Below are 25,260 nucleotides of genomic sequence, written 5' to 3' on the forward strand. Positions count from 1 at the left end.
ACAAGAAAAAAAGCAGCTGCCGCAGAACACCGGCAACTGCCTTTGATTCAGCTTAATTTCCCTTTTCGAGCAGGTACCCAACATAGTCCAACATGGCTGAGGCACAGTGCGGACAATAGCCGTCTTGTTCCTGTAACCTGCGCTTGACGCTGTCGAGCTTCCTTCGCTGCTCTTCATCTGGGACTTTGCTGCTCAGTGTCGTACGGATGGTCCCCTGTAAATCCGCAAACAGTCGCTGTTCGATGGCTTCCTTGAGACGAGGGTGGCTGTCCCAGCGGAATTCCTTGCCATGTCTCGCCATGGCTCCAACGCGGACGAGCAATTCCTCGCGAAATGACTTCTTTGACCCTTCCGAGACACCAATCAGGTCCTCCAGGGAACGCATGAGTTTTTCATCGGGATCGACCCATTCTCCCGTAATCGGATCGCGCAGTTTATCTTCCCGCATTGAGGCTTCTGCACTGTCTAAGTAACGAATCAGAATGTCTTGAGCGCTCGACTCGAAGGCGGCAATAAATGCCCGACTGACCGTCTGTTTCGCATAGCGGTCGTACTCCGCGCGGATGGCGCCCACAGCGCCAAGGAGTTGATCGCGCTTTTCTTTACTCTCCGCACCCGTGTGATGGTCGAGCGATTCACGCAACGCTTTTAAAGCATCGGTCGGTGTCAGACAGTTGTGCGGTGAGGCAGCTATTGCTTGGGACAAGGCGTTGACGACCTGACGCGGAGAGACGCCAAACATGCCATCCCGTGGACTCAGCTCTTTCACTTCGCGCAGGTGGGCAGGACGGAATTCTCCTTCGAACTGTCCGTCGTACAACTTGAGCTTCAGTTCCGGACTGTATTTCTCCAGTTTCTCGTACCGTGACAATAACGCCCAACCGGCAGCCGCCTTTAGTGTCCACGGCGCGATGTGGGTGTCGAGGCGGTTCCCCATCATCTTGCTGTAAATCTGTTCTTCTGCAGACCATTTGAGGTTGTACGGCACCTTAATAATGTACGTTCTGCTTTGCAAGGCTTCGTTTTTCTGGTCGCTGACAAAGCGCCGATATTCTTCTTCGTTGGTGTGGGCCAGCAGGACCTCATCTGCACTGATGAGCTCAAAGCGGGGGGCTTTGATTTGCCGTTCCTGGGCCAGCGTGAGCAATGAAAACTGCAGTTCAGCTTTCGACTTCAGGAGTTCAATCAGTTCGGCGATGCCGCGATTGGCGATATTGAGCGTACCGTCAAAGCGCCAGGCGAGTGGATGGCTTTCGACGCCGTACTGCTGAAGGGCAACGATATCCACACCGCCGACTAAGTCACTGATGTCCTGACTGTTCGGATCACTCGGTGCAAACGCAGCGATGCCGACTTTGCGCTGTTCGCTGAAGACAATTTGTTCTACGGGAATGGTACTAATACTCGACCACGCGCCTTCCGCCTGTTCGAGTCGATACCGGCAAACGGGGCATAGTTCCCCCTCCACAAGGATACCTGTGTCTTGGTGGAGCTGCTTTCGGGCCGATTGCGGCAGCAAATGCAGTGGATCTTCATGCATGGGGCAGTCTGCAATCGCGTACACGGCACCTTTCGGTGTCTGCGTGTATTCCTCGAGTAGCCGCTTCATCCGCGTCGCAATCGTGCTTTTCGCACTTCCAGGCGGGCCCATCAAAAGGATGATGCGGCGTCGGATGTCCAGCCCCTCTGCACCCGCGTGAAGCGCACTCATTAACTGAGCAATCGGATCGTCGATACCAAATATCTCATCCCGGAACGCTCCGTATACAGGCGGCTCATCATCAGCGCTGAGCGCGATTCCTTTATCGAGGATGGCGTCATACAAAAGGGCGTGTGCACTCCGAGCAAATTGCTTGTGTTCCAGGATAAGCTCCAGATAGGACGCGAAGTCACCGCGCCATAGTTGCGGCTGCTTGTCCATCGACAGGTACTGTTTCGCCGTGTTCACGATGCATGCACTCCTTGATTCAATAATGTGTTGCTTGGTTGAACCAACTCCGTACGTCCGTGCCAAAGTCGTGCAATCCCGTTCAGAATAGGCTGCGCGTAATTTGCATCAACGTCGACATCTGCCTGCAGGCGAAGCACATCGCTGCTCACCGACTTTATCCTCACTTCCACAGCTGGTAACTGTGCCGCAAACCGTTGCATGTGATCGCGAAGCTGTCGCCAATTGAGTTTCGATTCGCGCAGTGCTTCACGAAGTATTTGATTGTCGTGAATGAAGGCTTCGTCGATTCTTCCGAGAAGACTTGCGTCACTCTCCCATCGTGCCAGTTCGAGAATATCGACACCGCTTTGTTCCAGGTATTCAAGTAAGGTCAGTCCGAGCCAGTACGGATTGGGTGTGTTGGTTCCAGGATTACCGGCGACTCCGGCGTTGAGCCAGGCGTCTTGCACGGCGGAGGATGAGATTTCGCTAAGAATCCGTTTGTGTGTCCAGCTTGCGAACCCTTCATGGAGGATTTTGGTTCGGGCAATCTGCTGAAAGTAGAGTCCGGTCTCTCGGACTACACTAAGCACATCCCTTTGCCATTCCTCCAGGGGAGCGCGGCGAATGAGAAATCGCAGGATATCTGTTTCACCGATACCGAGCTCAACCCCGCGCTTTCTCTCACGGAAGGCGCGTTCAATGTCTGAGGGATCAATTTGTTCAGCCGGAAACAGGCCCTTGTAATTGTCGTCCGCGACACCGGTTGCTCTGGTCGGCTCGGCCAGTTCTTCAAACCGTGCATGGAATTTGAGCGGGTGTGCGATGTCAAGCAACGATTCGACGGCGTCAATCCCGTACTCAGCTTCATACGCTCGAAAACGCAAGCTTGCAGCATGGAGAACCTGATCCATATCGACTCGCATCCGCTGACAATAGATATTTCGTCGAAACAAGTCCGTGTGTCCCATGACGTGACTGACCACGAACTCCTGGATTTCATCACTGTTTTCATCCAGTAAATATGCCTGACAGGGATCAAGATTACAGACCATTTCGTAAATCGTGCCGCGTCCGCGCTGATGGCTTGTTCGTTGTTGTTCGTAGTTACGCCCAATCGTCCAATGTGCGTAATGTCCAGGTAGTCCTGCTGCAGCAATGGCATACAATCGGTCTGCGCTGACCTCCCAGAAATTTGTCTCTGGAGGTTTCAGTCCGAGTGCTTCTGCGACATTTCGGATCTCGGGAAGGCGCTCTCTCCATCCCATTAGGCCTCGCCTCCAAACGTTTGCTGTAACCACTTCGATACCTCTTCATTACGCCAAATGTGTCCTGCTGTGACGCGCGGGAACTCATCACCGAGTTTGGCGATCAACGAACCTGCAGCGGCCTCTCGGCCAAAGTGAATCGGGGATACCTGACAAAAGGCATACATTTCGACTGCATCATGCAGGTCTTTCACTGCTTTCACGAAGACGGCGTCATCACTTGCCCAGTTGTCGCCATCACTGAAGTGGAGAACGTAGCGGTTATACTGGCCGCTTGGAAACCGCTCTGACAGGACCTGCGATGCGAGTAATACACCACTTGAGAGCATGGTTCCGCCCATGACCGTTGCCTTCAGGAACGTTTTCTCATCGACCTCTTCAGCCTTGGTGTCATGGAGGATAAAGACTGGTTGGCAGTTTTGGTACTGTTTCTTCAGCCACCGAAGGGCCCAAAACGCGGCAGCTCGAACGCGATACCGTTTCAGTTCGTCCATGCTTGCACTGGCATCTCGAACAAACACCACTACGGCCTTTGTAACCTCGCGCAGATTGGTTCGCACATCTTTGTAGCGGAGGTCCTCTTCGCGCCAACTCCCGCCGTGCTTGAGATGTTCAATCACAGAGCGTTTCAGGTGCAGCCTGCCTCTTGGCCCTCTCGTGGTGATTCCCTCAATTTGAGTGTCCACGAGTTCGTCCTCATGTGCCTTTGGCTTCAGACGCGGGAGCTTTAGGTCATCAAACAGAAGTTCTGACAACTCTTCAATTGTCAACTCAACTTCAATTTCAGGGTCTTTGTGCCCGATTCCGGGGCTGCCCTTACCGATTCCTTGCACAGTGGGACGGCTTTGCGTTGGTGCAGCCGGTATGAACCTTGGCTCATCAAGGTAACGCACAGGAATACGAATCCGTTTCCCATCTGGAGCGGTAATGATATCTTCGCCGCCGATAATCTGGGGCAGTTGTTCTTTGATGGCGCCCCGCAGTCTGTCGTGATGACGTTCTACATTCCGTTGCATTCGATCTGTTGGCACGTGTTTCACCTCCATTTCCTGTTCGAACTTTTCAGTCGATTCTGGCTCGTTAAATGTCATGATTTCCAGTTGAGCAACTAGACATTCAACAATTGCACAAAGGTTTCGGACTTTTTTAACGATGGACTGCTCACCTGACAGGGATCGAACCGGACAGACTGTTATACTGTCATCAGGAAGGGGATAACCCCAAGCAGTGGGAGGGGGCCGTCGTTTGTGAGGAGCCCCGATTAGGGGGAGTACCGATTGTGAGGAGTACCGAGTACATAGTACTTCTGTTTAGACGGGCTATTTCAAGGTTGCAACACGGTCTGACAGATGGCGGTAGATGTCGACTTGCTCGGCGAGCGTCATACGGACAAGGCCGCTTGTTGAAGGAGCAACAAAGTCTAGGACATTGTCGATGACGGACTCCGCCTGGAACCCCCAGAGCACGCCCTGTCGGCGACGAGTGAACTCTGCATAGACACCTTTTCCAACATAGCAGGCAATGCGTGGCTGATAGCGCGTCAACTTCTCATGGAGTATCATTCGGCCCTCTGCGTACTCAGATGACGTCAGTTCGTCAGCGCGAGCGGTCGGACGTGCGACGATATTCGTGAAACCGTAGCCGTAGTCACTCAGCAGGTTTGGGCTCTCTTCTGGCGCATATAGACGTTCGGTAAGGCCGCTCTCGTAAAGCACACGATAAAAACGGTTGTTTCGCCCGGCATAGTTAAACCCGCGCTCATAGGAAGTGAGCGAGGGATTGAATCCGACAAAGATGATCAAGAGGCCAGTTCGCAGTCTTTCTGTAATCATGTTGCTGCTCCTTTTGTTCCGTCGCGCTAGTGCACCATCGCGCTAGTGCACCATCACAAAGTATACCAACTTGGAGGGAGACTGAGTCATGCAAGACGAGAAGCTAAGGTATTTTTCAATCGAAGAAATGGTGGCACTTCCTACCTATATGGGTTTGGCCATCAGTCCGGATGGGGGGAAAGTCGCTTATGTAGAGCGGCTCACCGATTGGGATAAAAACCGTTATTTGGACTTGGTCTGGTCTTACGATAAAACATCCCGCCAGCGTGTGCTCGTGACCTCCGACAAGAACGGCGGATCGCGCCCCCAGTGGTCTTTGGACGGTCAACAACTCGCCTATGTATCGTCGGTTGAGGACGACGGGGAGCATAAACCACAGCTGTTTGTGCGCTCCGAGGAAGATGGAAGGACAGTTCAGGTGACCACATCTAAGGATGGTATCGGCTCGTATCTCTTTTCACCGGACGGCTGCGGCGTGTACTTTTTATCGCAACGCCCGAACGAAGCGCTTAAAAAACGTAAAGAGGGTTATGGCGATATAGAGTATGTAGACGTGGATTACGGTCGACAGACCCTCTATTACGTCGACCTCGAAAATGCGCGTCAATATAACGACCGCTTCAGCATGCCCAAATCCCTGAGAGAAGATGAGGGAAACAGAGCTGAGGCTAGGCTTTGTGTTGATCGGAGTGACCTCCATATACTTGAGTTTGATGTCTCCCCGGATGGCCAAACGATTGTATTTTCTGCTGCGCCATCGCCGAATTTCGAAGACATGAGTCAATACGCCCTGTACAGATTTGATGTCGCCACGAAAGAGGTAGTGCACCTGCACACAGGCCAACTCGAGGGTCGGATTGAAGGCCAAGTTGCCTTTTCGCCAGACGGGGAATCCTTCGTTTTTACACACCGAACGGGCGATGGCAAGATGTTTCGCAACAATGCGCTGGTCATTTATCATTTGCTGTCGGGGGAAATTCAATCATTGCCTGTGGACATCGACGAACAGTTATCTGTTGTGGCTTGGACAGAAGCTGGAATCGTAATCCAGTGGCAGAACCGAACGAATCGGTGGATTGAACGGATCGAGCTCGACGGGAGTCGGACATCAGTTGTCACGGGTGATGGTGTACAAGCTTTTGGAGCAAGCGTGAGCCTTGATGGACACGCCGTCGCATACATCCAGTCGACAGGGAGTTTACCTCTTGACGTTTATGTGGACGGCCATCGGATTACCGACCTCCAAGAGCGCTACACGGCGCACGAAGTAAGTGAGCGAAGAGTAGTCAGTTGGCAGAGCAGGGACGGAAGTGAGATCGAGGGTGTTCTTTGCGTACCAGGTGATTTTGATTCATCGAAGCGCTACCCTCTGCTCGTTGTCGTCCACGGCGGACCGACCTGGGCTTCCTTCCCGTCGCCGACACAGGACAAATATTATCCTATTGAGCAGTTTATTGAGCGGGGATTTATCGTGCTGTTGCCCAACTACCGAGGCAGTTCCGGCTATGGTGAGGCATTTCGCGCATTAAACGAACGGAATCTCGGTATCGGTGATTACGAGGACGTCGTAACAGGTGTTGAATCACTGGTTCATGCTGGGTTCGCAGACCCCGAACGGGTCGGTGTGATGGGGTGGAGCCAAGGAGGTTACATTTCCGCCTTTTGTACAACCTTCAGCCGCAGGTTTCGCGCGGTGTCTGTCGGCGCGGGTATCAGCAACTGGGTGACATACTACGTCAACACGGATATCCATCCGTTTACCAGACACTACCTCGGCGACACGCCGTGGCGAGATCCGGAAGTCTACCGGAAAACCTCTCCGATGACGTATATCGAACAGGCCGCAACGCCAACTCTGATTCAACATGGAGACAAAGACAGTCGTGTTCCGCTCCCAAATGCATTTGAACTCTATCAGGGCTTAAAGGACGTCGGGGTGGAGACGCAGCTTGTCGTGTTCAAGGGCATGCAACATGGATCCGATAAGCCAGGCTGGAACCGTGCCATCATGCATCAGAATTATGCGTGGTTCTGCCACCACATTTTTGGCGATCCGCTGGATGCTTTCTGGCTGTAAGTCAGCTCGACTGAAAGTAAGAACTGCCGTAACTAGGCTCTGTTGCAAGTCAGGATCTGTTGCAAGTAAGGATTCATATTGTGTATTGGATCGGGTGCCACCATTTTACCAATGACCTGGCACCCGAAACGATGTTACCCTTTCGTCATACCGCTGAATCGCTCCGACCCATCGTTCACAGACTTTGACACTATGGTCACTGGTTTGTGATTTTTCTATGCACAGATGGGACGGCGTACGGGGGATTTTAGGTCCAATCTGGACCTGGGGTGAATCGCACAGCGACGGGTGACCTCGTGACCCGAACCCGACAACTAACCTCGGAAGCGAAAACGAGAGGAGAAATTCATGTGAAACACTGGAAAACTACTGCGCTTGCCGTTGTAACCATGTCGCTGACGGTCGGGTTGATGCCTGTTGCTGCAATGGCTGCAACGGTGACTGTGCACCCTGGTGATTCACTTTGGAAAATTGCTGCTGCTCATAATGTTTCTGTTTCGGCCCTCGAAACTAGCAATCCAAGTTTAAATCCAGCAGACCTGCTCGTAGGAACCACGGTACAACTTCCGCAGACCCAGAGCCAGAGTACTTACGTGGTGCAGCAAGGTGACTCGCTGTTTCTGGTTGCGCGGAAGTTCGGGGTTACGTTGGCAGCACTCCAGTCGAGTAATCCAGGCGTAAATCCAGCCCATCTGTTGGTTGGACAGACGCTGAAGATTCCGGGAGGCACCAATGGTTTAGGAAAGGTCCGTGTCGCACCAAGTTTCAGTTACTCGCCAACATCATCCAGCGCATCTGCTTCGTCTGCAGATATGTACTGGATGGCCCGGATTATCAACGCCGAGGCGGGTAATCAATCCTTGCAGGCAAAAATTGCTGTTGGTGATGTCGTATGGCACCGTGTCCAGAGCCCAAACTACCCGAATACGGTTCAGGGCGTTGTGTTCCAGGTGACAAGCGGCGCCTACCAGTTCACACCTGTCATGAACGGAACGATTTACAATACGCCGTCCGCACAAAGTATTCAAGCAGCACAAGCCGTTTTGAACAACCATACCGACCTGGTTCCGGGTGCCTACGTCTTTTACACGCCGAGTAAGACGCCAGCCGTAAGCTGGGTAAGGAAGCAACCGTATTTGGCAACGTACGACAGCATGGTATTTAGTGTCTGATAAACTCGAGCCCCGTGTCAGTGAGTTCGTGGTAGAATAGAAGTCTATGCGACATCGAGTCTACTTTACGGGGTGAATGGATTGGCAGATTTTACGAATGAAAGCAAGACTGGTGTGGCTGTCTCGGAATTCCCTGAAACAGCGCAAACCTCGGTGGATGCAGATGCGGCGAAGTCCGCTGACTCAGGACAATTCGTTGATGCAACAAATTCGATTGACACAGGAAAATCGGCCGATGAGGGTGACAAGGAATCCGAACTGACACCTGAACAAGCCATGCTCCGCTTGCATGCGAAGATTGAAACCCAGGTACTCAAGTATTTTCAGAACAAGGAAATTGCCCGCGAACGGAACGAAGAAAACAAAATGATTTTTGAAGAGCTTGAGGAACTGTTCGAGCAACTCGGCGATGATGAGGTTGTGATTTCTCTCCCTTCCGGTCAAAACGCGGTGCTGAACCTGAGTATCCGGGAGAAAGAAGTCCTCGATGTCGACATGTTAGCAGATGAAATGAAGGTTCCGAAAGACGAGTTAAAGACACCGTTTGATTATTGTGCTTTCACGGCAAAAGGTAAGCTGACGCCTGCGATGATCACAAAGCATACGTCTGTTGAGCGTGAGTCCAAGCTGAAAATCAGTAAGCGCAAGGCAACCGCAAAGCGTCGTAAAAAGTCAGCAACTGAATCAGAATCCTGAGGAAGGAGGGCTTCGCACCAGCGGAGCCCTCTCTTTTATGAAATTTTATCTTCTGACAGACTCATAAACTGCGCTGCGTGTCCCTGACCTGCTATCATAAATAACAGTAGTCGCGAAAGAAAAGGGTGATGAGAACAACCAGTGAGAAAGAACGGCAATAAGTCATCTGGGGGCAGACATGCCAAGCGCCCCAAACACATCAGACAAGAATCTGTAAGCAGTTTCAACGACCGTCCGTCACCAGAGCAGTCACCAGAGCAGTCACCAGAGCAGTCACCAGAGCAGTCACCAGAGCAGTCACCAGAAATGGGGCGTAGAAAACGGCGCAGACCCTTCAAGGCCCTAAAGCGTTCGCCCGTCTGGACGGTCTGGAACTGGATCTGGCCTGTCGGACTGGGGGTTTTGGCAGCGAGAATCCTTTCAACGTGGGTAATTGGGTTTGCGTATGTGCCTTCCGCTTCGATGGTCCCGGCCATCCAAAACCCAGGACACATCTTGTTGGATCACCTTGCGACTGAATGGATGCCGATCTACGAGGGAGAGGTTGTCGTCTTCCACTGGCCAGATAATCCAACACAGATCTTTGTGAAACGTGTGATTGGATTGCCTGGAGACACGATTGTTGTCAAAAACGGACACGTTTACCGGAACGGTCAGGAACTACAGGAACCGTATTTGCACGGTCTCTACACGGCCGGAAACTATGGTCCCTACCACGTCCCTCCCGGTCACTACTTTATGATGGGGGATAACCGCAATATCTCCGATGACAGCCGGGACTGGGTGCATAAGTACGTACCGCGATCTTTCATAATCGCAAGAGCCGACTTCGAAGTATGGCCGCCGTCAGAGTTTCACCAGATCCCTCAATAACAGCGGCGCCGGAACAACAGTGGCATTTGAAAGCTGGACCTTTCAGAACCACGTCTTCAGCGAACATCCTGTACACAGAGGTGTAATCCATGGATATTAAAAGTGCGATCGAAGAGATTCGCAAGCAATTCCCAGCCCTTACGAGGTTGTACAACCAGAAAGCGGTTGCGTATTTTGACGGTCCTGGCGGGTCGCAGATGGTACAGTCTTCCATTGACGGCATGGTTCGGTATATGGTCAGCGGGGGCGCAAATCTCCACGGGGCATTTCCATCCAGTGTTGAGACCGAAGTGGCTATTGCTTCTGCTCGGGAGCACGCGGCCGCACTGTTAGGGGCGTCACCCGACGAGATTGCATTCGGCGCGAATATGACCACTTTAAACATGGCTATCTCCCGTGCGCTTTGCCGAGATTGGAGCAAAGGGGATAAAGTCGTCGTTACAGAACTCGACCACAGGGCAAACGTTGACCCATGGTTGCGTGCTGCTGCCGATAAGGGGGCAGAGGCAGACTGGATACGGGTCAATCCAGAGACGCTTACGCTTGATCTCGATTCACTTGATGAGATTATCACCCCTGGTACACGCGTTGTAGCGGTCGGATTGGCCAGCAACGGTGTCGGCACCGTGACAAATGTTCGAGCGATTGCAGACAAAGCTCATCAGGTTGGGGCATTGGTTGTTGTAGACGCAGTTCATGCAGCGCCGCACATCGCGATCGACCGAGATGAGCTCGGTGCAGATATTCTGCTCTGTTCAGCCTACAAGTTTTTCGGACCCCATATGGGTATCGCCTGTGTTCGCCGTGACGTATTCAATGAACTCGGGGTATATAAGATTGAGCCTGCACCCACGCAGATTCCGGACAAGTTGGAGACGGGGACGCAGAACCACGAGGGCATGCTTGGTATTGTCGGGGCGATCGACTTTATCGCTTCGCTTGGGGAAGGAGAATCTCTGCGCGATCGCATTCTGTCTGCGATGTCAGCGATTGAGGCGTATGAGGAAGAGTTGGCACACCACCTGCGTACGGAGTTGCGGAAAATCGACGGGGTTACGGTGTTTGCTGCTGCAGCCGGTGTTCGAAAAACACCAACGGTTTCCTTCATCGTCAAAGGCGTTCCCTCGCGCAGCGTCTGTGAGATTTTGCTCGAGGAGAAAGGCATCTTTGCAGCAGATGGCAACTTCTACGCATCTACGCTGGCTGACAAGCTGGGAGTCGAACAACATGGCGGTTGGGTACGGGCAGGTCTCGCACCCTACAACACCTTAGCAGAGGTAGAAGCCCTGATCGATGGAGTGAAGCGGATCGCATCGAAATCAAACTGAACCTGTGAAAAAAGGCGTGCCACACGGCACGCCTTAGTTCGAATGGTCTGGCTAACACTGCTCAAAGGTGTTGAATCAGTTGCTTACGGAAGACTTACGCTTAGGCAAGGATCTCTTCAATCTTATCGAGGGTATCTCCGTCAAGCTTCACGCCTGAAGCCTTTACGTTTTCAAGAACCTGTTCTGGTCGGCTTGCACCAATCAGAGCGCTTGACACGCTGTCGAGGCGGAGAATCCAAGCAATTGCAAGCTGTGCCAAGGACAGACCTGCTTCCTTCGCAACGCCTTCAAGACGCTCAACCTTGCTCAATGTCTCGTCGTTCAGTTGGCGTTCGACAAATGCCTTGACGCGATCCGTTGCTCCGCGGGATCCCTCTGGAGCGGCCTGACCACGCCTGTACTTACCGGTGAGCACACCTTGAGCGAGCGGTGAGAACACCACTTGGCCAATGCCGGCATCGTCGCAGATGGGGATGACAGCGTGCTCAATGTAACGATTCAGCATGTTATAGACAGGCTGACTGGCAGCAAACTTGTGCAGGTTAAATTCGCGTTGGAGGCGAATTCCATCAGCAATCTGATTGGGCTGCCATTCACTTAAGCCAGCGTAGAGGATCTTGCCTTGGGAAACGAGATCGTCAAGGGCTCGAAGGGTCTCTTCAAGGTCGGTCTCGGGATCAAAGCGATGGCAATAGAAGATGTCTACGTAATCCACGTTCAGGGCACGCAGGCTTTGTTCGACTTGGGTAAAGATGTGCTTGCGGCTGAGGCCTTTATCGTTTGGACCTTTGCCTGTCGGCCAGAATGCTTTGGTAGTCAGCACGTAGCTGTCGCGGTCATACGGGGCAAGAGCCTCTCCGAGCACTACTTCAGCTGCGTGCGGCTCAGAACCATACACATTGGCACAGTCGAAGTGGTTGATGCCTTGGTCATAAGCTTCCTTGACACAGGCAATAGACTGCTGGCGCTCCGTTACTGTGCCGTATGTAAGCCAACTGCCAAGAGCAATCTCTGAAACTTTGAGACCACTTTTACCGAGTCTGCGATATTCCATATCATAGACACCTCCAAGTAGAATAGAAATAGAATTGACGAACGTCTGGGTCAGTGCGCCGCAATCAGATGGATGTACAGACTTGAGCTGCCTGATGCCTGAACAGGCTGAGGCTGGACAGGCTGGACATTGCCACTCAGGATTGCGCAGTTGTCCCGACTTATAATTGTAGGCTATTGCATACAAAAAGTGAAATTTCACTGCCGGAGGGGGAAGCAGCATGTCAGGATTCGTGTTTGGATGTCTCACACCGCATGGGTCGCAAATTATCGAGGAATTATCCACGTCGTCACCCCGACTGATGGAGAAGACTCGGCAGAGCATGGAAGAGCTCGGCAAGCGCATGGCAAACGAGCAGCCTGAAACAATTGTCGTGTTGACGCCGCACGGTTTGAGGATTGACGGACAATTCTCCATTACAGACTCTGAGCACATGTATGGTGAGCTCGAAGATGATGGAGCAATTGTGAGGATGGATCGGCGGATCGACCGTGAACTGGCCCGGCAGATTGCGGGTGTGGCTAAGGAACGCGAGGTACCTGTGGCGCAAGTCAACTACGCCACTGCTGAAGGACCTTTGTCCTGCCTCCAAATGGACTGGGGCGTTCTGGTTCCGCTCCATTTTATGCCGGAGGTCCCCATCGTCGTTATTACTCCGTCGCGCACGCTCAGCTTTGCGGATCAGATCCGTATGGGAGAGGCGCTCGCTGCAGCTGTGACTGCGTCTGGCAAACGGGTCGGCCTCATCGCGAGCTGCGACTGGGCGCACGCCCACGATGAGAAGGGGCCTTATGGATATCACCAGGATGCTGCAACCTTGGATGCAGAGGTTGTTCAGTTGCTCGAGGAAAACCGACTCGAGGCCATGGCTGACTTTGATTTGGATTTTATCGAAAACGCAAAGCCGGATGGCATTTGGCAGACGTTAATCTTGGCGGGGGCGATGCCTGCAGACACCCGCCGTGTGGAAGTCCTGTCCTACGAGGTACCCACGTATTTTGGCCTGTTGTGCGCGGCTGTGCACGCATCGTAAGCGATCAGTTAGGCGCCTTACGACCTTAGGGACCAGTTAGGGACTTAGGGACATAGGCACCGAATACATTGGGAGAGCGACCATATGTGAGATCGTGGATGACAGTCTGGCATTTGCTGTTTTCAGTGGCCATCGTGATTGTCTAATTCCCGGTCAATTCTCCGTTCAATTTCCTCATCGGAGATGTCGAATTCGCGGGCGAGTGCACGGGCTCGCTCGCGTTGTTCCTCATAATATCGGCGTAACTCCGCGCGTGTCGGCTTGTTTGGTCGGCCATTGAGCTTTCGAAACGATCGCCAGATGACATAACTGATTGCGCTGGTTGCAAGCAGCATGATCAGGGCTGTCAACGGCGATCCAAAACCGAATCCGATAATCATGCTCTGATCATCCTTTCGATGTCGGCTTCAGGCATTGCGGAGATGACACCCTCTCAACTTGGCAGTTCAGGGTGACATCATCGACGACGTGTCTACTTATGTTTTGTGTTGGGCTTCTTATGCAGTGATTTTACCAGATGGGGTACGCACCGGGTGGTCTGAATACGAAGAATTGGTAAGATAGAAGTGCAGACGCATGGGCCCAACCAACCGTTGTCACTCGGTTGTCTCTTGACGAGAGCTTTTCCTGTGTGTTACCGTACATTTTGTTCTCTCATTATGGAGGGGTACCAAAGTGGCCAAATGGGGCGGACTGTAAATCCGTTGCGAAAGCTTCGAAGGTTCGAATCCTTCCCCCTCCACCATGTTTTTGCGCCTGTAGCTCAGTCGGATAGAGCGCTTGACTTCGAATCAAGAGGCCGGGAGTTCGAGCCTCTCCGGGCGCGCCATAGGAACAAGCAAGCAGTCGTACCTTGGACAAACGTCCTTGGCACGGCTGTTTTGGTTATCTTAGACCGGTCAGACCCGAGCTTCCTCTTGTGCGTTATACGTGAAGGTAATCTGCAAAGTTTCGGCAACAAAGTCGATTGCCTCAATGGCTTGTTCAAACATCCAGGTCATTGACATGAACCCGTGAATCATCCCGGGATAGTCCCGGTGAACCGTCGGGACTCCAGCTTTTCGAAGTGCTGCCGAGTATGCAACACCTTCATCGTGCAGCGGATCGTATTCAGCTGTAATGACAACTGCGGGCGGAAGACCCTTGTGATCAGAAGCGAGGAGTGGCGACGCCAGCGGGTCCTTGGCGTCACATCTGTCCCGCAGATAGCACTCGCCAAACCACAGCATATCCGGCCCTTCGAGAAAGTAGCCTGAACCGTTTCTTGACCTCGACTCGGTTTCACTCAGCATGTGTGTTACCGGGTACATAAGGACTTGGCAGGCCAGGCGTGGGACATCGCGATCCCGCGCCAACAAACAAACCGCCGCTGCTAAGTTTCCACCGGCACTGTCGCCTGCGATAGCGATCCGGTTCGGATCTGCGCCGAGGGCCTCTGCGTGATCTGCAGCCCATCGGGTAACCGCATAGCATTCTTCCACAGGGGCTGGGAACCTCCACTCAGGCGCCAAACCGTAGTCGACAGAAACCACAATGCTGGACGCACCTTGGCAGAGTCGGCGGCACATGTCGTCGTACTGATCGAGATCGCCAAGAACCCATCCGCCGCCGTGTATAAATACGATCAAGGGAGAAGGTGCTGATGCGCCTGATTCGCGGGCTGTAGGCCAGTAAATACGAACCGGTGTCTCGCGTTTTTGTGTCGATACGGTCCGGTCTTGGACGAGGCCCACGGCAACTTTTTGGATTTTAAAAGCCAAAAAAGCATACCCTGTGGCTTGCGCCTTGCGTGCGAGGTCTGGGGACATTTTGTGAATGGCAGGTGCACCGAGCACTTTTAATCGTTGGAGAAATACCTCGGCTTTGGGATCGAGAGGCATGATGGGTCAGTCCCTTCTCGGGCGGGTAGCCCATTGTGCTATGATCCAAGTGGAAACTGTCTGTTGGAAAATGTGTTTCGAACGACAAATCATCGGAATCACAAACTGAAGGAGTGACTGCAGGGCACATGTGGTGGATTTGGCTCATTTTGATACTGATCGCGATTATCCTTGGCGCATTTACATACTTGTATGCGCACTACCTCAAATATCGCAAACAAATGCCAAAACCCTCTTACCGATATCCTGAGGTTCGGCCTGACATCGAAAACTGGCGTGACGACGAAGTAAACATTGCGTGGATTGGACATGCGACGCTGCTTATCAAGATTTATGATTTGACAATTGTGACCGATCCGGTGTTCATGCAGCGAGTCGGCATGTCGCCATTTCCAGGCATCGTGATCGGACCGAAGAGATTTACGGCACCTGCGCTGAAGATCAAGGAAGTCCAAGATAAGGTAGACCTCGTTTTGCTGTCGCACGCGCATTTAGATCACTTTGATCTGCCTTCCCTGCGTCGCTTTGCCCGTCGCGAAGCTGAGGTCATCATTCCTCAGAACACAAGTAAGTTGGTTCGCCATTTACCGTTTGGGCGCATCAGCGAGCTGAAGGTCAGGGACTCGATGGAGACTCGCCAAGGGGCAACGATTACAGCCGTACCAGCACGGCATTGGGGGGCACGCTACCCTTGGAATCGGGATTACAAGTGGAATGGATATGTCATTGATTACAAGGGTGTTCGGGTATTGTTTGCAGGGGATACGGCGATGACCAAAGACTACCAGGATCTCGGAACGTGGGAGCCCACCATTGATGTCGCGTGTATGCCGATTGGCGCCTATTCGCCGGATAACTTTCAGACGGCACACTGTACCCCTGAACAAGCCTGGCAGATGTTTCGTGACAGCAAGTCCAAGTGGCTGATCCCGATTCACTGGGGGACCCTCGTCTTGTCCATGGAGCCTGTCGACGAACCGATGGAACGCATGATGGCTGCCGCGTCGAAGGACGGCATGGCAGACCGGGTGGTGGTTCGCCGCGTAGGCGAGAGCTTCCGACTCCCGCCCAAATGAGCTGCCCGGTCCCGAAGGGTTGGCTGGTAGGCTTCGCTGATGAGATTGGGACTGATGGGTTTAGCTGGTAGATTTGATGAGATTGGCTGATGGGCTTTCGCGTTGAGGTGGGTTGTCACCGCACGGCAGGCGGCGACTAGACCTCTTCCATCAGTTCGGAGAGTCGCTGCAGGTTTTCTGGAGTGCCCATGACCTGGACAACGTCGAATTGTTCCAGCCGAGTGTGTCCGCGGGGGACGATTCGTTCGTCGCCGCGAACTAAGGATATAAACAACAAGTCTTGCGGCAGATGCAGTGTACGCAGTGCAATGTCATTGAGACGGCGAGATCGAACTTCAATTTGCCGAACTTCCCAGTTCGGTGGGAGTGTCTCGCGGTTGATGGTTACCACAGCATCTTTCTGCATTGCAGCGCGGTCTTCGGGAGCGGTGACGAAGCGAATGAGCTGATTGAATGCAGAGGGAGACAAGACACATGTCACAAGGGCGAGCAGCACAAACCCGTTGCTCATGCTTGCGGGTATGAGGCCCGCCTGTTCGCCAATTTGGCTCGCAGCAATCATCAGGCTGAGCCTGGAAGAGAGCAAGAAGCCGCCCGCAAGTCGTTGTCGGAAGCCAAATCGCCGTAAAAACCACAGGGATGGCAGCAACTTGTTGACGTACATCGTGGCCAGCAGCAAGAGCATCATCCACAGGAACGCACTGGTCCCGGTCATGGCCGTCAAATTAAACTGCATGCCTACGCTGACGAAGAAGATAGGAATGAAAAAGCCGTAACCAATCGAGTTTAACTTCGTTGTTAATTGGGAGTGCTTTTCGGCAAGCAGGGAAATGATGGCCCCGGCGAGAAAGGCGGCAATCACGACCTCGGTGCCAAGTGTCTCCGAAAATGCAAGGAAGGCAAGCACCAGCGCAAACGAAGCTCGAATCCCAATCTCGCTCGTTGCGTTCTCAACGACCCGAAAAATGGGCAGATGTCTCGCTGCGAGAAGCACCCGGTAGACAAATACGAAGAACAGAAGTAACACCATCACGAGCAGGAAACTAAACGCGTTACCTGTACTGTGAAACGTGATGTACGCCGTAAAAACAATCAGTGTTGCGACGTCGGCAATCAAGGCATAGAGGAGTACTTCCTGACCAAACTTGTCTCCAATCCAACCACGTTCCTTCAATGCCGGTGTGACTAAACCAAGCGATGTTGTGCTGAGGAGGAGGGTCACCATGAGCACGCTTTTTACAAGGCCAACGTGGTGGAGCCACAAGGCTACGGCCAAGGAGATGGCCAGTGTAATAGCAAAAAATATCAGACCGCGCAGCCAAGACGGACTGTCTCCCTTGGCGGGACGCTCGAGCAGCAGATCGAAATCAAGCTCCATTCCAGACAGAAACATCAGGTAGGCAAATCCAAACTGCGATAAAAAGTTAATGTTGGCCGTCTGTTGAGCGAGGTGCAAAATGTGGGGGCCAATCAAGAAGCCAATCAAGATCTCCACGATGACGGAAGGGATCACGGACCGAAAGAGATGCGTCGAGATCCAGGGTCCAAGTACTGCGGCGACGGTCACCAAGAACAGTGAATTGTACGTTGGGCTCATATTTTGTTTCACCGCCTGAGAGATTGTTTCTGAAACAGGTTGCGTCTGACTAAAAACAGTTCGCGTCCTACACGAGTCTCTGAAAATAGGTTGCTGTCAAATCAGGTTCCTAAACAATTCGTTTTAAGGTGCGGTTGATCCTGCCCCGATATGCCTTCGATCCCCATTCTACTGTCTTTAACAACCTGCTATAGCCCTCTGGTGTCAGAACGCACCCGCTTCACAGAGCTTTTCTGATGTGTGTGCTGTTGCTCCGTTTCGGTGCAACATGCCCAATCTCGCTCTTGAATCCCTTCGGAATTCAGTGAAACTGTATCTCTGTCATTCTCTGGCATGATGATATACTGTGAAACTGGAGAGAGAATCACGTTCTGGATTCGTTTGATGAGATTTTGATGAGATATCGTACAGACAGAGGTGGAGACCCATGGAAAGCAGCGAGAGCATACACCCTGATAAAAATACACACGCTTCTGGAAGAGTTGGTTCTGAACATAAGCTTGGCCAGGTGATTGGTTACGTTACCGATGCCGGGTCTAGCGGAAAAGTTCATCGCTTTTATACACCCGACGGCAATTTTGCTGTTCGTTTTTTGAATCATGATACCATTCGCATCAAGATGTTTTCAGGTGATGACGTTGACTGGTCATCGACACAAGCCGTTGAACCTGTAGCATCGTTTGCAGACTTAGAAAATGCAGTCACGGTCGATGTGCTCCCTGAAGAAAGTGTCATCACCTTGGCTACAGAGACTCTACGCGTTGTCGTTTGGAAGTATCCATTCAGTCTTCAGGTGTTCACCAAGGATGGAACGTTGGTATACAAGACAGATTCCGTTTGGATCGATAAGTCCGGTTCGGTCAAATGGATCGCACAGAGTGATGAAACGGAACACTTCTATGGCCTTGGCGAAAAGACGAGCTTTCTCGATAAACGCGGTGAACGTTATGAAATGTGGAATTCGGATGTCTATGCGCCGCACGTACCAGAGATTGAAGCGTTGTACGAATCGATTCCGCTTCTTCTTCACATGCGTGAGACCCTTTCCTATGGCGTGTTTCTAGACAACCCAGGCCGAACCGTATTTGATATGCGTTCTCGGAAAGATGCCTATACCATTCAGACCTCGACCGGAGACTTGGACCTGTACATATTCTTTGGCCCGAGTATCAAGCAAGTGATCGAAAAATACACGGGTTTGACCGGACGTATGCCATTGCCGCCCAAGTGGGCACTCGGTTACCATCAGTCCCGCTACAGCTACATGGATCAAGAGGAGGTCCTTGAACTCGCTCGGACGTTCAGGGCTAAACAGATTCCTTGTGACGTCATTCACCTCGACATCCATTACATGGAGGGTTATCGCGTCTTCACTTTTGACCAGGCACGATTCCCCGACCCTAAAGCGATGATGACCGAACTCGCAGAAATGGGATTTCACATTGTTCCCATTGTCGATCCCGGTGTGAAACGGGATCCCCGCTACCCGATTTACAAAGAAGGCATTGCCGGGAATTTCTTCTGCAAGACGATCGAAGGTACGGTCTACACGGGTGATGTGTGGCCGGGCGAAAGTGCGTTCCCGGACTTCACGAGTGACAACGTGGCTGCTTGGTGGGGTGAGAAGCAGCGTTTTTACACGGACCTTGGCATTCGGGGCATCTGGAATGACATGAACGAACCTGCCATATTCAACGAGATCAAGACCATGGAACCGCACATCATGCATGACAACAATGGCAACCCGAAGACACACGCGGAGTTGCATAACCTGTACGGCATGTTGATGTCGAAGGCAACTTACGAGGGATTGCGCAGTCAAGTTGGCGAGGAGCGTCCATTTGTCTTGACGCGTGCTGGATACAGTGGTGTGCAACGCTACGCAGCCGTTTGGACCGGTGACAATCGCAGTTTCTGGGAACACATGGCCATGGCGATGCCGATGGTCTTGAACCTCGGATTGTCTGGTGTGACGTTCTCCGGGCCGGATGTAGGCGGTTTTGCTCACCATACGACTGGCGAGTTGCTGACGCGCTGGACGCAGATGGGCGCGTTCTTCCCGTTCTTCCGGAACCACAGTGCTCTCGACACACTGCGTCAAGAGCCCTGGGCTTTTGATGAACCTTATGAGACTATCATTCGTGACTATACAAATTGGCGGTACCGCTGGATGCCGCATCTATACAGCCTGTTTTACGGGGCAACCCAAACGGGCGTACCTGTTGTACGCCCGTTGGTGCTGGAGTATCCGTCAGACCCGCGGACAACAAATATCAGTGACCAGTTCTTACTCGGCGAAGGAATCCTCGTTGCCCCGATTTATCGTCCTGATACGACTGCACGCAGCGTCTACCTGCCTGAAGGTGTCTGGTACGATTACTGGACCGGTCAGCGGTACAATACACCGGGACATATTCTTGCCGATGCACCGCTCGACAAGATCCCAATGTACATCAAGGCTGGCACTGTGATTGCTGAACAACCCGTCGTGCAACATCACGTCAATGGTTCACCTGTTGCTGGAGGACAGTTGTTGTTCCGGGTTTATGCGGGCAATCTGAACGGATCGAGCGTCTACACGTTCTATGAAGACGATGGGTTTACGTTCGCGCATGAGCAGGGTGAATACAACCTGTGGGAAATCACCGTGAACGAGTCAGGCGCTGCATCAGGCGCTGGCGGGGCAGCAGATGGCAACACTACTGAATTGCGTATCGAATGGAACCGGCGCCAGGATGGTTACAATGCGGGTCGTGCAGCGATTGATCTGCAGATCCACCAGTTATCGTTCGAACCGTCGACCGTGGATGGTCTGAACCAGGTCTCCAGTGTGGCGGAATTGGCCAGTGCACCGACTGGTTGGCATTATGACAGTGCGACTCACACACTCTACGTGAAGGCAGCTGACGATGTTGCAAGCCTCACGGTAAGGTAAGGTCCGAAGTTAAGGTCCGAAGGTAAGGGCCGAAGGACAGTTAATATGAATGTGGTGCAGACGGGCGCTTTTGGGCGCCCGTCTGTTCATAATTAAATGACCGTTTGACGTAGACAGGTAGGTGTCGGGTGGCCGCAGCGGAACTGAGTTCCGCTAAAGTCAGGCGGGCGTCGGGTAAGGGTAGCCGCAGAGGAACTGAGTTCCGCTAAAGTCAGGCGGGTATTGGTTAGAGGTGGCCGCAGAGGAACTGAGTTCCGCTAAAGTCAGGCGGGCGTCGGGTAAGGGTAGCCGCAGAGGAACTGAGTTCCGCTAAAGTCAGGCGGGTATTGGTTAGAGGTGGCCGCAGAGGAACTGAGTTCCGCTAAAGTCAGGCGGGTATTGGTTAGGGGTGGCCGCAGCGGAACTGAGTTCCGCTAAAGTCAGGCGGGTATTGGTTAGGGGTGGCCGCAGCGGAACTGAGTTCCGCTAAAGTCAGGTACGTGAGTGTCGCGATGTCAGTTAAGGGTTAACGGTCGCTGTCTCCCCGCCGCCAAGGCACCCCCATTGCGCGAGTGGACGGATTTCTTTTCCATCCGATGTTGCGTACCATAGAGGAGTGGCAGATGAGGCTAGGTGGAACATGAGGCAAGCGGGGTGGCTCACAAAGAGCAGCAGCGGCGTGGCACACAAAGGCCAGAGAGCCCGCCGATACCAAGAGGGTGGCGATATCACATGGTTGTTACACACCACATGGGATTTCCGTTCTTTTTTCCTTTCTCCATTTTCTACGCGTTTGCGACATTTTTCTGGTTGATTGATCTGATCATTTATTTCGTTGTGGCCGGCGCCTTCTACATGATGTTCCGTAAAGCTGGTACCCCGTACGCTTGGCTGGCGTTTATTCCTATCGCCTTCCTGTGGCCGTTGTTGTGGACCATTAACAAAAGTGCACTGAATGTACTATGGTTGCTGATCCCGATTGTCGGTTCAATCTTCCTCCTCTATTGGATAGGTCAACTTATCAAGTGTTTTGGGCTCAGCCCATGGCTTGTTCTCCTGAATATCGTACCCGTGCTCAACTTGATTTTTCTTGGTATTGTCCTGTACGTGGGGTATTCGAGCTCAGTGCTGTACAACGGAAACGGTCCCTATGGGGCCGGGACAAACCAGAATTTCTACTACTGACCCCATTTCGATCCGATTAGCGAGTTTTCATCCGATTAGCGGCGCTTGGTTCTAATTTGCGGCACTTCGATCCGATAGGCGAACTTCGAGCCGCTAATAAGGACCCCTCGAAGCAATTGTGACGCGGTTCTACCTAGTCGCATCGTCGCAGCGGACCGGACCTGTACAATGGTGAGGAGGAAATCGTCTGAAGCGGATTTTGATCATCGGCTCTGGAGGCGCAGGGAAGTCGACTCTGGCACGGGAGATGGGTGAAATCACGGGGATTCCGGTGTGTCACCTAGATGCTGCATACTGGAACCCTGGTTGGGTAGCCACCTCGGAAGAGGAGTGGGACGACACGGTAAAAGACCTCATCTCGGCAGATGAATGGATCCTCGACGGGAATTACAGCCGTACGCTTGATGTGCGGGCTGCCAGGGCGGACACCATTATCTTTCTCGACATGCCAAGCTGGATCACGGTCTATCGGATTGTCAAAAGGAGAATTCGTTATCATGGTCAAACGAGGCCGGATCTTCGCGAAGGGTGCACAGAGAAGCTGGATTGGGAGTTTGTGCGCTGGGTTTGGAGTTACCGAAATCGCAGACGTCCCGGCATAATGGACAAGCTGACCGCGCTCTCAAAGGAGAAACGAATCATCATATTAGGATCGCCAAAGCAAGTCAGACAGTTTGTACGACAAATCAGGGCCCTATCAAACAATCACACCTAAGCAGACCTAAGCAGACCTAAGAACACCTAAGCATAAGCACGGCAAGCATGCTTAATTACACCCAATTACACTGAATGAGGTGCACAATGACGCCAAAGATCAGCATCATCCTACCGGTTTATAACGGGGAAGGATACATTGGTACCGCGATTGAGTCCATGTTAAACCAGACTTTCAGCGATTTCGAGTTGATTGTCATCGACGACGGATCGACCGATGGGACAGTGGATGTTGTAAGGACCTACCACGACCCACGGGTCCGTCTCGAAGCCAATCCGAAGAATCAGGGTCTAGTTGCAGTTTTGAATCAGGGGATGGCTCTTGGCACGGGGAAGTATCTCGCACGTATGGATGCAGACGACATCTCACTCCCAGAGCGGCTCGAACGGCAATACGTGTTCATGGAGGATCACCCTGAGGTCTCGTTTTTGGCCGCGAACGCGTACATCCTTGGCACAGACGACGTGAGGGCATTTCCGTCTCATCACGAAGACATTCGTGCCAGCCTGTTGTTTTACAACGACATCATCCACTCTGCAGTGGTCGTTCGCAGAGATGACTGGATCAAACACAACTTCTCCTATCCGGCGGGGTATCCACATGCGGAAGACTACGGATTGTGGGCAACGGTTGCAGAGCAGGTGCAGTTTCACAACCTGCAAGAACCGCTGCTCTACTGCCGGCTTCACGAGGGGCAGGTTTCGACTCAGTACCGCAGTCTGCAGTTCAACAGCGGGACGAGCCTGCAGCGAGAACTGCTGACTACGCTCGGTGTTTCGTTCACTGAAGAGGAACTTGCCGTTCACACGAACTGTAAGGCTTATCGCGGCGATCCGCTGCTTTCTGGATGGTGCGACAAGGTCCTCTCCGTGAACACCCAAACGCACGTGTACGACCAAGGGGCCCTGGAACGCGTGGTTGCATGGCTCAACGGCGGCGAAAGAACGCTCGAATGACCCGCCAGATGATGTATAGGATCACCAGATCGAAGAGCAGCCCCAGAACGGAAAAGTGGTGATATCCATACATCCCGCTGTACCCGTAGTAGCTACCGAATGGATGAAATAAGCGTCCAAACATGTATCCGGCACCGAATGAAAAGAGGTGCGATCCGAATCCGCCGTACCCGAGGCGCGACCCGCTGTATCCCTGGTGCGATCCGCTGTACCCATAGCCGCCATAACCATACGAACGACTCGTCGACCGGCGGGTGTAGGACCGGAAACCGCGTGCGTACCCTTGAGTCCTTGTTGTGGAACCGTGAACGGCTGCAGGTGCTGAAGCAGATACGGGAACACCAGCGAGTCCGGACGTTTCAGTTCCCGATGTGGTAGATGTCACTGTTACCTCTGTGTTTCTATCAGCTGCGAATGCTGTATATCCAGGCAGCGAATGCATCATAGGCATGAATCCGCCACAAAATACCCCGATGCTGAGAGCAACGGAGATCATCCTTAAAAACCATCGCTTTGCCATGGTGGAAGTCCTCCCACTTGCATTTACCAGTATATTATCCCGGTTAATACACTTACTCTATTCGAGACCAAGCCTCGAAGCAACGGCCTAAAGGTGGACTCGACTTCCGCCTAAAGTCGGATTGTGAGAAAATGACATCAGAATTTGCCCGAAGGATGTGAGACGTGATGAAAGCAGTTTTAATGCGTGAATTTGGTGAGTCAGACGTGTTATACATTGGTGAAACAGAGACACCGAAGGTCGGTGAAAATGAGCTGTTGGTCCGGGTCCGGGCAACGGCTCTCAATCGAGCCGATCTCCTGCAACGGAGGGGATTCTATCCGCCGCCGAAAGGGGCGTCTGAAATCATCGGACTCGAGATGGCGGGTGAGATCGCGGAAATTGGTCCCGGCGTAGCGGGCTATCAGGTGGGAGATCGGGTGTGTGCACTGTTACCTGGCGGGGGATACGCCGAGTACGTGGTCATTCCAGCTGACATGGCCATGCCCCTGCCGGATAACCTGACCTTTGAACAGGGGGCTGCCATCCCTGAGGTTTTCCTCACTGCATATTTGAATCTCGTGCAGCTCGGCGGTTTTCAAAAAGGCATGGACGTCCTCATCCACGCAGGAGCAAGCGGGGTCGGTACAGCTGCAATTCAACTCGTCCGCGAACTGGAAGGCAGGAGCCTTGTCACCGCAGGAAGCGCGGAAAAGCTGGCCAAATGTCAAGAACTTGGAGCAAGTGCGGGATGGAATTACAAAGAGGGGTCGTTCGCGCCCTTTGTGAAAGAGCAGACTGGGGATAAAGGTGTCTCGATTATCCTCGACTTTATCGGTGCACCGTACTTCGCGGACAACCTGAAATCACTTCAGATGGACGGACGTGTGGTCATCATTGGCACAATGGGTGGATCCAAAGTGAGCGAGGTCGATCTCGGTCATCTGCTCGCCCGACGTCTTCAGGTTATCGGGACCGCTCTTCGTTCCCGGACACCGCAGCAAAAGGTTGCCTTGGCGCGGGATTTCTGGGACTTTGCATATCATCGGTTTGCAGACGGAAGGCTCGTGCCGGTGGTGGATACGGTTATGGACTGGAACGAAGTGAAAGCTGCTCACGACCGCATGGAGAGCAATCAGAATGCAGGGAAAATCGTATTACAGGTAACGGAGTGA

The 25,260-nt window shown here is 52.7% G+C and carries 21 protein-coding genes, 2 tRNA genes and 1 riboswitch; of the genes, 14 read left to right on the forward strand and 9 right to left on the reverse strand.

Features of this window, described 5'->3' with window-relative positions:
* Window positions 1-52: 52 nt before the first annotated feature.
* From AN477_RS14780 to AN477_RS14795, 4 genes are all read right to left on the reverse strand, one after another.
* Window positions 53-1,948 carry a serine protein kinase gene (locus AN477_RS14780; protein ID WP_054969939.1) on the reverse strand — a complete coding sequence of 632 codons (1,896 nt, stop codon included), beginning with the start codon at window positions 1,946-1,948 and terminating at the stop codon, window positions 53-55.
* Window positions 1,945-3,198, reverse strand: a complete 1,254-nt coding sequence (locus AN477_RS14785; RefSeq protein WP_054969940.1) for a SpoVR family protein — start codon at window positions 3,196-3,198, stop codon at window positions 1,945-1,947. Before AN477_RS14785 ends, AN477_RS14780 begins: the two co-directional genes overlap by 4 nt.
* Window positions 3,198-4,229: a DUF444 family protein gene (locus AN477_RS14790; protein ID WP_054969941.1), complete on the reverse strand. Its 1,032-nt coding sequence runs from the start codon at window positions 4,227-4,229 to the stop codon at window positions 3,198-3,200. The genes AN477_RS14785 and AN477_RS14790 overlap by 1 nt, the downstream gene beginning before the upstream one ends.
* Window positions 4,230-4,517: 288 nt before the next feature.
* Window positions 4,518-5,030 (reverse strand): mismatch-specific DNA-glycosylase, encoded by a 513-nt coding sequence (locus tag AN477_RS14795; RefSeq protein WP_054969942.1) that lies wholly within the window; start codon window positions 5,028-5,030, stop codon window positions 4,518-4,520.
* 88 nt (window positions 5,031-5,118) lie between these two features.
* On the opposite strand from AN477_RS14795, the gene AN477_RS14800 reads away from it, so the two are divergent.
* The 5 genes from AN477_RS14800 to AN477_RS14820 all read left to right on the forward strand — a co-directional run bounded on the left by AN477_RS14800 (window position 5,119) and on the right by AN477_RS14820 (window position 11,176).
* Window positions 5,119-7,107 (forward strand): S9 family peptidase, encoded by a 1,989-nt coding sequence (locus tag AN477_RS14800; protein ID WP_054969943.1) that lies wholly within the window; start codon window positions 5,119-5,121, stop codon window positions 7,105-7,107.
* A 208-nt stretch (window positions 7,108-7,315) separates the two neighbouring features.
* A riboswitch (cyclic di-AMP (ydaO/yuaA leader) is annotated at window positions 7,316-7,451 on the forward strand.
* Window positions 7,452-7,457: 6 nt separating this feature from the next.
* A complete protein-coding gene (locus AN477_RS14805; RefSeq protein ID WP_054969944.1) occupies window positions 7,458-8,279 on the forward strand; it encodes a LysM peptidoglycan-binding domain-containing protein in 822 nt (273 codons plus the stop codon).
* Between the two features lie 81 nt (window positions 8,280-8,360).
* Window positions 8,361-8,975, forward strand: coding sequence for a hypothetical protein (locus tag AN477_RS14810; RefSeq protein ID WP_054969945.1), 615 nt, complete (start codon window positions 8,361-8,363; stop codon window positions 8,973-8,975).
* A gap of 141 nt (window positions 8,976-9,116) precedes the next feature.
* Complete coding sequence (lepB, locus tag AN477_RS14815) at window positions 9,117-9,848, forward strand: signal peptidase I (RefSeq protein WP_245631837.1); 732 nt, start codon at window positions 9,117-9,119, stop codon at window positions 9,846-9,848.
* Window positions 9,849-9,937: 89 nt separating this feature from the next.
* Window positions 9,938-11,176, forward strand: a complete 1,239-nt coding sequence (locus AN477_RS14820) for a cysteine desulfurase-like protein (RefSeq protein WP_054969946.1) — start codon at window positions 9,938-9,940, stop codon at window positions 11,174-11,176.
* 100 nt (window positions 11,177-11,276) lie between these two features.
* On the opposite strand, the gene AN477_RS14825 is transcribed toward AN477_RS14820, so the two are convergent.
* Window positions 11,277-12,230, reverse strand: coding sequence for an aldo/keto reductase family protein (locus tag AN477_RS14825; protein ID WP_054969947.1), 954 nt, complete (start codon window positions 12,228-12,230; stop codon window positions 11,277-11,279).
* Between the two features lie 220 nt (window positions 12,231-12,450).
* Here AN477_RS14825 and AN477_RS14830 point away from each other — a divergent pair, with 220 nt between their 5' ends.
* Window positions 12,451-13,263 carry a DODA-type extradiol aromatic ring-opening family dioxygenase gene (locus tag AN477_RS14830; RefSeq protein ID WP_054969948.1) on the forward strand — a complete coding sequence of 271 codons (813 nt, stop codon included), beginning with the start codon at window positions 12,451-12,453 and terminating at the stop codon, window positions 13,261-13,263.
* 122 nt (window positions 13,264-13,385) lie between these two features.
* Here AN477_RS14830 and AN477_RS14835 read toward each other — a convergent pair whose 3' ends face one another.
* Window positions 13,386-13,643, reverse strand: coding sequence for a hypothetical protein (locus AN477_RS14835; protein ID WP_054969949.1), 258 nt, complete (start codon window positions 13,641-13,643; stop codon window positions 13,386-13,388).
* Between the two features lie 281 nt (window positions 13,644-13,924).
* Between AN477_RS14835 and AN477_RS14840 the strand changes: the two genes are divergently transcribed.
* Window positions 13,925-14,008: transfer RNA gene (locus AN477_RS14840), tRNA-Tyr, on the forward strand.
* Window positions 14,009-14,015: 7 nt separating this feature from the next.
* Window positions 14,016-14,092 (forward strand) — tRNA-Arg (locus tag AN477_RS14845).
* A gap of 70 nt (window positions 14,093-14,162) precedes the next feature.
* Here AN477_RS14845 and AN477_RS14850 read toward each other — a convergent pair.
* Window positions 14,163-15,143: an alpha/beta hydrolase gene (locus AN477_RS14850; RefSeq protein ID WP_054969950.1), complete on the reverse strand. Its 981-nt coding sequence runs from the start codon at window positions 15,141-15,143 to the stop codon at window positions 14,163-14,165.
* A 128-nt stretch (window positions 15,144-15,271) separates the two neighbouring features.
* Here AN477_RS14850 and AN477_RS14855 point away from each other — a divergent pair, with 128 nt between their 5' ends.
* Window positions 15,272-16,219 (forward strand): MBL fold metallo-hydrolase, encoded by a 948-nt coding sequence (locus tag AN477_RS14855; protein ID WP_083486317.1) that lies wholly within the window; start codon window positions 15,272-15,274, stop codon window positions 16,217-16,219.
* A gap of 136 nt (window positions 16,220-16,355) precedes the next feature.
* Here AN477_RS14855 and AN477_RS14860 read toward each other — a convergent pair whose 3' ends face one another.
* Window positions 16,356-17,816 (reverse strand): cation:proton antiporter, encoded by a 1,461-nt coding sequence (locus AN477_RS14860; protein ID WP_054969951.1) that lies wholly within the window; start codon window positions 17,814-17,816, stop codon window positions 16,356-16,358.
* Between the two features lie 427 nt (window positions 17,817-18,243).
* Here AN477_RS14860 and AN477_RS14865 point away from each other — a divergent pair, with 427 nt between their 5' ends.
* From AN477_RS14865 to AN477_RS14880, 4 genes are all read left to right on the forward strand, one after another.
* Window positions 18,244-20,751: a glycoside hydrolase family 31 protein gene (locus tag AN477_RS14865; RefSeq protein ID WP_054969952.1), complete on the forward strand. Its 2,508-nt coding sequence runs from the start codon at window positions 18,244-18,246 to the stop codon at window positions 20,749-20,751.
* 711 nt (window positions 20,752-21,462) lie between these two features.
* Window positions 21,463-21,915, forward strand: a complete 453-nt coding sequence (locus AN477_RS14870) for a hypothetical protein (RefSeq protein WP_054969953.1) — start codon at window positions 21,463-21,465, stop codon at window positions 21,913-21,915.
* A 199-nt stretch (window positions 21,916-22,114) separates the two neighbouring features.
* Window positions 22,115-22,630 carry a DNA topology modulation protein gene (locus tag AN477_RS14875; protein WP_342668566.1) on the forward strand — a complete coding sequence of 172 codons (516 nt, stop codon included), beginning with the start codon at window positions 22,115-22,117 and terminating at the stop codon, window positions 22,628-22,630.
* Window positions 22,631-22,716: 86 nt separating this feature from the next.
* Window positions 22,717-23,586: a glycosyltransferase family 2 protein gene (locus AN477_RS14880; RefSeq protein ID WP_054969954.1), complete on the forward strand. Its 870-nt coding sequence runs from the start codon at window positions 22,717-22,719 to the stop codon at window positions 23,584-23,586.
* Here the strand turns inward: AN477_RS14880 and AN477_RS14885 are convergent.
* The gene (locus tag AN477_RS14885) at window positions 23,558-24,106 is read right to left on the reverse strand and encodes a hypothetical protein (protein WP_054969955.1); all 549 of its coding nucleotides are present in this window, start codon (window positions 24,104-24,106) and stop codon (window positions 23,558-23,560) included. The genes AN477_RS14880 and AN477_RS14885 overlap by 29 nt on opposite strands.
* A gap of 167 nt (window positions 24,107-24,273) precedes the next feature.
* On the opposite strand from AN477_RS14885, the gene AN477_RS14890 reads away from it, so the two are divergent.
* Window positions 24,274-25,260: an NAD(P)H-quinone oxidoreductase gene (locus AN477_RS14890; protein ID WP_054969956.1), complete on the forward strand. Its 987-nt coding sequence runs from the start codon at window positions 24,274-24,276 to the stop codon at window positions 25,258-25,260.

The sequence above is a fragment of the Paenalicyclobacillus ferrooxydans genome (assembly GCF_001399675.1).
Taxonomy (GTDB): domain Bacteria; phylum Bacillota; class Bacilli; order Alicyclobacillales; family Alicyclobacillaceae; genus Alicyclobacillus_B; species Alicyclobacillus_B ferrooxydans.

What these genes read in the sequence shown, in the direction of transcription:
- AN477_RS14785 (WP_054969940.1), bottom strand. Translation starts at nt 3,198, where the DNA reads ATGGGATGGAGAGAGCGCCTTCCCGAGATCCGAAATGTCGCAGAAGCA.
- AN477_RS14795 (WP_054969942.1), bottom strand. Translation starts at nt 5,030, where the DNA reads ATGATTACAGAAAGACTGCGAACTGGCCTCTTGATCATCTTTGTCGGA.
- AN477_RS14800 (WP_054969943.1), top strand. Translation starts at nt 5,119, where the DNA reads ATGCAAGACGAGAAGCTAAGGTATTTTTCAATCGAAGAAATGGTGGCA.
- AN477_RS14820 (WP_054969946.1), top strand. Translation starts at nt 9,938, where the DNA reads ATGGATATTAAAAGTGCGATCGAAGAGATTCGCAAGCAATTCCCAGCC.
- AN477_RS14825 (WP_054969947.1), bottom strand. Translation starts at nt 12,230, where the DNA reads ATGGAATATCGCAGACTCGGTAAAAGTGGTCTCAAAGTTTCAGAGATT.
- AN477_RS14830 (WP_054969948.1), top strand. Translation starts at nt 12,451, where the DNA reads ATGTCAGGATTCGTGTTTGGATGTCTCACACCGCATGGGTCGCAAATT.
- AN477_RS14835 (WP_054969949.1), bottom strand. Translation starts at nt 13,643, where the DNA reads ATGATTATCGGATTCGGTTTTGGATCGCCGTTGACAGCCCTGATCATG.
- AN477_RS14850 (WP_054969950.1), bottom strand. Translation starts at nt 15,143, where the DNA reads ATGCCTCTCGATCCCAAAGCCGAGGTATTTCTCCAACGATTAAAAGTG.
- AN477_RS14855 (WP_083486317.1), top strand. Translation starts at nt 15,272, where the DNA reads ATGTGGTGGATTTGGCTCATTTTGATACTGATCGCGATTATCCTTGGC.
- AN477_RS14860 (WP_054969951.1), bottom strand. Translation starts at nt 17,816, where the DNA reads ATGAGCCCAACGTACAATTCACTGTTCTTGGTGACCGTCGCCGCAGTA.
- AN477_RS14865 (WP_054969952.1), top strand. Translation starts at nt 18,244, where the DNA reads ATGGAAAGCAGCGAGAGCATACACCCTGATAAAAATACACACGCTTCT.
- AN477_RS14870 (WP_054969953.1), top strand. Translation starts at nt 21,463, where the DNA reads ATGGTTGTTACACACCACATGGGATTTCCGTTCTTTTTTCCTTTCTCC.
- AN477_RS14880 (WP_054969954.1), top strand. Translation starts at nt 22,717, where the DNA reads ATGACGCCAAAGATCAGCATCATCCTACCGGTTTATAACGGGGAAGGA.
- AN477_RS14885 (WP_054969955.1), bottom strand. Translation starts at nt 24,106, where the DNA reads ATGGCAAAGCGATGGTTTTTAAGGATGATCTCCGTTGCTCTCAGCATC.
- AN477_RS14890 (WP_054969956.1), top strand. Translation starts at nt 24,274, where the DNA reads ATGAAAGCAGTTTTAATGCGTGAATTTGGTGAGTCAGACGTGTTATAC.